Below are 7,395 nucleotides of genomic sequence, written 5' to 3' on the forward strand. Positions count from 1 at the left end.
GGCGTCACCGGCGAGCTCTACGTCACCGGCGCCGGCCTCGCCCGCGGATACATCAACCGCCCCGCCCTGACCGCCGAACGCTTCATCGCCAACCCCTTCGGAAACGGCGAACGCCTCTACCGCACCGGCGACCTCGTCCGCTGGGACAACCACGGCCGGCTCACCTACACAGGCCGAGCCGACGAACAAGTCAAAATCCGCGGCTTCCGCATCGAACTCGGCGAGATCGAAGCAGCCATCGCACGGCATCAAGGCGTGGCCCGAGCCGTCGTGGCCGCCTGGGAGGCCGGACCGGGCCGGAGCAAGCAACTCGTCGGCTACGTCGTCCCCGCTGCGGATACCACGGCCGCAGACACCGCGGCTCTGGACTCCGCCGAGCTGCGGAAGTTCGCGGCCGAGCGCCTGCCCGAATACGCGGTCCCGGCAGCAGTCGTCATCCTCGACGCCCTCCCCCTGACCGCCAACGGCAAAGTCAACCGCAAAGCCCTCCCCGAACCGCAGTTCACTGGCGGAGACCACCGAGCTCCGGAGACACCGCACGAGAAGGCCCTCTGTGAACTGTTCGTCGAAGTCCTTGGTCTCGACTCCGTCGGTGTCGACGACTCGTTCTTCGACCTCGGCGGCCACTCCCTACTCGTCAGCAAGCTCACCACCCGCATCGGTGGCCGCCTCGGGGCGGATCTGTCGGTCCGCGACGTGTTCCAGGCGCCCACAGTGGCACAGCTTTCGAAACTCATTCCCGGCGCACGCCCCGCACGGCCCAAGTTCCGCCGCATGTCCCGAGAGGGAGGTACATCGTGATCGAGTTGCCTTACGCCCGGCACCGGAAACGGCAGACCTCTCGCCCAACCCTGTACATGCCCGTGGAGAACGTCAGGACGACGCGGAGCGCTGCGCTGGATTCGCTGACGACCAGTCGGCCGAGCAGGTGCGGGTCGGGCCGGGGCTGTCCGCGCCCGGTCGACGGAGGCCGGCCCGGGGGCCGTTCCAGGCTCTCGCTCTCACCGCCACGACTCACGGGGTTGAGGCCGGCCTCGGCCCACACCACCTTGCCGGACCTGCCCCGAGCCGGGTAGTGGCCCCAGCGACTGCTCATCATCGCGACGATGACGGGACGCTCGCGACGCTGGCGGCCCTGGACGGCGGCGGCAAGGGCCGGCCTCCGGGCGGTCCCGGTCTGCGTTCTCGGAAACGATCTCGCGCACCTTCCGGAGGTGCCGGGTCTGGACACGCTCGACTGGTCGGCACGGGTCCAGGTCGACGGCATGTCCACCACCTTCGACTTGGAGTACGACCTGCAAGGCGAGCTGATACGAGTAGGCACGGACTACGGCGTGGCCGAAGGACTGACCGAGCACGCGCTCAGACACGTGGACCTGTACCAGCACGGCACCTACCACGTCTGCTGCCGCCGCCCGCTGGACGTGGCGGCAGTACTCGACCGACTCGCCAGGGACGGGACCGACTTCAGCGTGGACTTCTTTCTGCCGAGCGCGGAAGAGATGGTCCGTGCTGCCGCCCGCTGGCTGCCGAAGGCGACCACCCTGTTCGTCAACGCTGCCGAGCACCGGCTCCTGGAGCAAGTGATCGACTCCGGTGCGCTCCCGGAGGTGGTCATCACCGATGGCCCCCGGGCAGCAGTGGTTCGCCGCTTCGGACGTCAGGTGGCCTCCGCCGTTCCGCCGCCGCGTCCTCCGCGCGAGGTCTCCGGCGCCGGAGACACCTTGGCCGGGACCTTCCTGGCACATCGTTCGCAGGGTGCGACAGCCGCCCAGGCTCTGGCGGAGGCGACTGCAGCCGCTGCCAGGTACGTCGCGGCCCCGTCCCTTCCGATCCCCGCGCCCCGTCGCGGCTGACCTGACGACTTGGGGGCCTCTCCCGGTGTCCGTCTACGTAGCCCACCGGCTCTTTGCCGCACACGACCGCGCTCTCGCCGCCGACCTCGCCGATCGACGAGCCGCGAAAGTCGGGCCCGAACGCGTCTTCCTGCCGTTCTGCGACACCGACGAGGAGGACCTGGTCGCCCAAGGTCAAAGGACGCCGCCTGTTCGAGCTGGACCTCGGCCGCCTCGACGCCATGGTCGCCATCCTGCACGGCCCGAGCCTCGACGACGGGGTCTGCATGGAGATCGGATACGCCGCTGCTTCGGACGTCCCGGTCATCGTGCTCACCACCGACTTCCAGACCTACTCGCTGACCGAGGCCGGCACCCGCCTCGAATTCCCCGACCCCCTCCTCCAGGCCGTGGCCACGCGCATCGTGCGCGTCACCAAGCTCGGACCGCCAACTCTGCCGTCGGCTCCGCCCCAGTCCCGCTTCCCGGGCTTCCAAGCGCGCAACATGGCCCAGACGAACACGGCACTCGACGCGACCGTCGACGCGCTGCTCGACCTCCCTGATCGCGCTCCCCGCCTCGTGGGGGCGCCCCCGGTGATCGGCGCACCCGTCTACGTCGAGCCGTCGCCGTACACGGCATGGGGTCGAGATCACCGCGCAGGTGAGCGTCGAGACGAAGGTGCACATCCTGCACCCGGATTGGGACGATCCCACCGTCGCGGCCGAGGTCGAGCGCATCCTGACCGAGACCGGCGCCGCAGTGCCCGATCCGACCCGCGCTGCAACGTGGGCCTACTCGGTGACCTTCAAAGGATCATTCGGGAAGGTACGCCCTCCGCCTCCCTCCCGGAACCGATCCACAGGTCTTGAGCATTGCTCTCCAGCGGCATCAAGGCTGCACAGCCGCTTGTCACGCACAAGCATTAAAGTGCGATACGAGGTATGTGCGCGTCTATACCATGTCGGAGCAACAGGCTCAGGGGCCACGCCGCGCACTGGAAGGGAACAAAGCCGTGCATGGCGAGTACAAGGTGCCCGGCGGCAAGCTTGTCGTCGTAGACCTGGACATCGAGGAAGGCGTACTACGCAACGTGCGCGTCGCCGGGGACTTCTTCCTGGAGCCCGACGAGGCAATCCTCTCGATCAACAGGGCCCTGGAGGGTGCCCCGTCCTCAACGGACGCCGCAGGCCTGGCAGCCCGGATCACGGCAGCGCTGCCGGAGTCGACCGTCATGTTCGGACTGACCGCGGAGGGCGTCGGCATCGCTGTTCGGCGAGCGCTGGCCCATGCGACCGAGTGGAGCGACTACGACTGGCAGTTGGTGCACATGGAAGCGCAGGCTCCGGCCCTGCACATGGCACTGGACGAAGTCCTCACCGCTGAGGTGGCCGCCGGGCGGCGGGCTCCGACGCTGCGGGTCTGGGAATGGGCCTCGCCTGCTGTGGTCATCGGCAGCTTCCAGTCGCTGCGCAATGAGGTGGACCCCGCAGGGGCAGCGAAGCACGGAATGACCGTGGTACGCCGCATTTCTGGTGGTGGAGCCATGTTCGTAGAGCCCATGAGTACCATCACGTACTCCCTGTCTGTGCCGGAGTCGCTGGTCTCCGGCCTCTCCTTCGCCGACAGCTATGCCTACCTCGACGACTGGGTACTCGGCGCGCTCGGCGACATGGGCATCAAGGCCTGGTACCAGCCCCTCAACGACATCGCCACCGACGCCGGAAAGATCGCAGGCGCCGCCCAGAAGCGAATGGTCGGCCCTGGCGGTGGCCCTGGAGCCGTCCTGCATCACGTGACCATGTCGTACGACATCGACGCCGACAAAATGCTCGAGGTCCTGCGCATCGGCAAGGAGAAGATGTCCGACAAGGGCACCAAGAGCGCCAAGAAGCGCGTCGACCCGTTGCGCCGTCAGACGGGGCTGGCGCGCGAGGCCGTCATCGAGCGAATGATCGACTCCTTCCGCAGCCGGCACGGTCTCACCCGGGGCAAGGTGACGGACGAGGAGATGGCGCGGGCCGAGGAGCTCGTACGGACGAAGTTCGGCACCGAGGAGTGGACCGCTCGGGTGCCGTGAGCCGCGCCGTGAGCGGTGCCGTGAGCCGAGTCGTGCGGGCTGGGCCTCCCCCGGAGGCTCGCCCGGAGGCCTTCTCGAAGAGTGTCAGGTTTCCGTCGCCGGGAGTTCCTGCTCGGTCCAGATGATCTTGCCTTCGGCCGTGTAGCGGGTACCCCAGCGGCGGGTGAGCTGGGCGACGAGGAAGAGGCCGCGGCCGCCCTCGTCCGTGGTGCGGGCGTGCCGGAGTCGCGGCGAGGTGCTGCTGGTGTCGGAGACCTCGCAGATCAGGACGGACTGGCGCAGCAGCCGGAGCCGGATCGGCCCGGTGGCGTAGCGCACCGCGTTGGTGACCAGCTCGCTGACGATCAGTTCGGTCGTCATCTCCAGTTCCTCCAGGCCCCAGGCCCTCAGCAGGCGGGCGGTCCGGGCGCGGACCCCGGCGACGGCGGCCGGGTCGTCGGGGATCTCCCACGAGGCGACGTGGTCGGCGCTCAGCTCGTGGGTGCGGGCGAGCAGCAGGGCGATGTCGTCCCGCTGGGGAACCGGGACCAACTGCTCCGCGACCGCGGCGCACAGGGCGTCGAGCGGGAGACCGCGCTGTGCCAGGGCGCCGCCGAGGCGGGACATGCCGAGTTCGGCGTCGCGGTCCCGGCCCTCGATGAGTCCATCGGTGTAGAGACCGATCAGGCTTCCCTCCGGGAGGGTGATCTCCGCCGTCTCGAAAGGCATCCCGCCCAGGCCCAGCGGAGGTCCGGCGGGCAGTTCGGGAAAGCTGACGCGCCCGTCCGGGGCGACGACGACGGGCGGCGGATGGCCGGCGCGCGCCATGATGCACTGCTGGGTGACCGGGTCGTAGACGGCGTACAGACAGGTGGCGCCGAGCACGGTGGTGCCACTCTCCTCGCTCTCGGGTTCCTCGTCGCTCAGGCGGAGCACGAGGTCGTCGAGGTGGGCGAGGAGCTCGTCCGGCGGCAGGTCCATGTCGGCGAGGGTGTGGACCGCGGTGCGGAGCCGGCCCATGGTGGCGGCGGCGCCGATGCCGTGGCCGACGACATCGCCGACGACGAGGGCGACCCGGGCGCCGGACAGCGGGATCGCGTCGAACCAGTCGCCCCCGACCCCCTCCTTGGTGTCCGCCGGGAGGTAGGAGGAGGCCACGTCCAGGGCCATTCCGCCGGGCAGGGTGTGTGGGAGCAGACTGCGCTGGAGGGTCAGCGCCGCGGTGTGCTCGTGGGTGTAGCGGCGGGCGTTGTCCACGCACACGGCGGCCCTGGCGACCATCTCGCGGGCCGGGAGCACGTCGTCCGGTTCGAAGGGGGCGGGATTCACCGAGCGGACGAAGGTGGTCAGCCCGAGCACGGTGTCCCGGGCCCGCATGGGTACGGAGATGAGGGAGTGGAGCCCGTACTCACGGATCCTCGCCGCCCTGGCGGGCTGCTCGACCGCCCACATGTGGTCGTCGGGGTCGAGTACCGGGATGAGGACGGGTTCGCCGTCGATCAGGAACCGGATGTCGTGCGGCGGGGGCACGAAGTCCACCTGATCGCCGACCCGGCAGAGGGCCTCCGGGCAGCCCTCGCGCACCGAGCTCATCCCGGCCCGTCGCATCCTCGGCCGGGCGGGACCGGTGACGGCACCGGACCGGGCGAGGTCCTGGCCGGACAGCCGCGCGCCCAGGGGCCACGGAACGGGCTCATCGGGATTGGCGACCTGCTCCAGCAGGTCGACGATGACGAAGTCGGCGAACCGCGGCACCGCGAAGTCGGCCAGCTCCTGAGCCGTTTGCATCACGTCCAGGGTGGAGCCGATGCTGGCTCCGGCGTCGTTGACCAGGGCCAGGCGTTGCTGGGCTTTCCACCGATCGGTGACGTCCAGCACCATGTAGCACAGGCCGGTGATGCTGCCGTCGCTGTCGGTCAGCGGAAGGTACGAGGTGGAGTAGGCGCGCTTTCGGTGCGGATCGGCCCAGGTCCAGCCCAGGTACTCGTAGTCGATGACGGGGACCCCGGTGTCCAGCACACCGCGCATCAGAGTCTCCAGGGCCTCGGTCTCCAGCCCCGGGAGCACCTCGCTCAGCCGGCGGCCCATCCGGTGCTCGCGCGGTACGCCGCTGAAGCGTTCCAGGGTGTCGTTGATCCAGGTGCAGCGCAGGTCCGGGTTCATCACCGCCACGCCGATCGGCGAACCGGTCAGGAAGGCGTCCACCACGGACTGCCCGACCGTCCACTCCGGCTTTCGTTCGCGTCCGGAGACCAGGAAGCACTCTCGGCCGTCCAGGTGGAACGAGGCCGAGACCCGGAGGTCCAGCTCGATCCGGCCGCCGTCGCGCCGCCGGACATCGGCGACGCCCCGCCACCCCACGCCCGCGCGGCACCGCTCGGCGATCCCGGCCACCCGGACCGGGTCCTCGGGCATGGCGAGCAGGAACCCGCCGGACCGCCCGACCACGTCCGCGGCGCGGTACCCCAGCAGCTCCTGCGCGCTCTGCGTCCAGCCGACGACCGTTCCGGTGCCGGAGACCACCGCGGTCGCGTCGCTCGCGGTGTCATAGGAGGGCCGGGGCGTGCTGCTGGGCGGCGTGGGCTCGGCGTCGGGCGCCGGCTGCGGTCCTGCACACGCCATACTGGCCACCACCCATCGACTCGTTGTCCATGATCCCGCCTCCCGCGCCGAGGTGCGAGCGACCGGAGGCAGGAGTGGACCTGCGGGGGTGGACCTGCGGGGGTGGTCAGCGCCCGTCGGCCGGAGGGGACGGGACGGGCGGGGCCGGGGGCCGGTGCTCGTACCAGCGCCGGTCGGCCTCCAGCTGGGCGGCGAGGGAGATCAGCCGTTCCTCACTGCGGGACGGGCCGAGCAGCTGCGCCCCGACGGGCAGCCCGTCAGCGGTGAACCCGGCCGGTACGTTGATGCCGGGCCAGCCCAGCACGTTCCAGGGCCAGGCATACGGGCAGGCCTCGGTCATCGCCAGATCGGTGCGCCAGGCGCTCAGCCCGTCGAAGCGGCCGATCGGGGGCGGTGGCAGGGCGGTCGTCGGGGTGAGCAGGACGTCGTAGCCGCAGCCGCCCCGGGACGTGTGGAAGAACGCGCCGATCCTGCGGTGCTGGCGCACCTCGCGCTCCCTGGCCGCCCGTACCACCCGGCCGCCCAGTCGGGTGCCGGTGCGCAGTGCGCTGCGGGTGCGCGGGTCGAGGAGGGCGGGGTCGGGGTGGCGGGCGGCGAGTTCGGCGATCCCGGCGGTGGCTCGGGGGACGAAGCCGAGGCCGATCAGCCCGTACCGGGGTCTGGCTTCCTCGATGTCGTGGCCCAGGCGGGCGAGGGCCTCGGCCAGGGCGAGGACGGCCCGCCGCACGTCGGGGTGGGGCGCGGAGCCGGTGAGGGTGAGCGGGGGGCGCCAGGCGAGGGCGATGCGGAGCCGGCCGGGGTCGCGGCGGGCGGCGTCCGCGGCGGCGACAAGTGCCACTACTGCACCTTCGTCACCGTGCCCGGCAAGCTGCGGCGCGA

6 protein-coding genes are annotated in these 7,395 nt (G+C 70.7%); 4 read left to right on the plus strand and 2 right to left on the minus strand.

Translation table 11 applies throughout. The features are described from left to right. The 4 genes from ACWCQ6_RS34750 to ACWCQ6_RS34765 all read left to right on the plus strand — a co-directional run. Nucleotides 1-801: phosphopantetheine-binding protein (locus ACWCQ6_RS34750; RefSeq protein ID WP_451096144.1), on the plus strand; the 801-nt coding region annotated here is incomplete at its 5' end. A 305-nt stretch (nt 802-1,106) separates the two neighbouring features. After that, a complete protein-coding gene (locus tag ACWCQ6_RS34755; protein WP_451096146.1) occupies nt 1,107-1,856 on the plus strand; it encodes a PfkB family carbohydrate kinase in 750 nt (249 codons plus the stop codon). Nucleotides 1,857-2,077: 221 nt separating this feature from the next. Further along, complete coding sequence (locus tag ACWCQ6_RS34760) at nt 2,078-2,707, plus strand: hypothetical protein (protein ID WP_451096148.1); 630 nt, start codon at nt 2,078-2,080, stop codon at nt 2,705-2,707. 143 nt (nt 2,708-2,850) lie between these two features. Further along, nucleotides 2,851-3,915 (plus strand): lipoate--protein ligase family protein, encoded by a 1,065-nt coding sequence (locus ACWCQ6_RS34765; RefSeq protein WP_451096150.1) that lies wholly within the window; start codon nt 2,851-2,853, stop codon nt 3,913-3,915. An 84-nt stretch (nt 3,916-3,999) separates the two neighbouring features. On the opposite strand, the gene ACWCQ6_RS34770 is transcribed toward ACWCQ6_RS34765, so the two are convergent. Together ACWCQ6_RS34770 and ACWCQ6_RS34775 are read right to left on the minus strand one after the other, a co-directional pair. Next, a complete protein-coding gene (locus tag ACWCQ6_RS34770; RefSeq protein WP_451096152.1) occupies nt 4,000-6,516 on the minus strand; it encodes a SpoIIE family protein phosphatase in 2,517 nt (838 codons plus the stop codon). A gap of 106 nt (nt 6,517-6,622) precedes the next feature. Beyond that, nucleotides 6,623-7,395, minus strand: a 773-nt coding sequence (locus tag ACWCQ6_RS34775; protein WP_451096154.1) for an amidase family protein, incomplete at its 5' end; no start/stop codon positions are given.

Source organism: Streptomyces sp. NPDC001880, assembly GCF_053594575.1.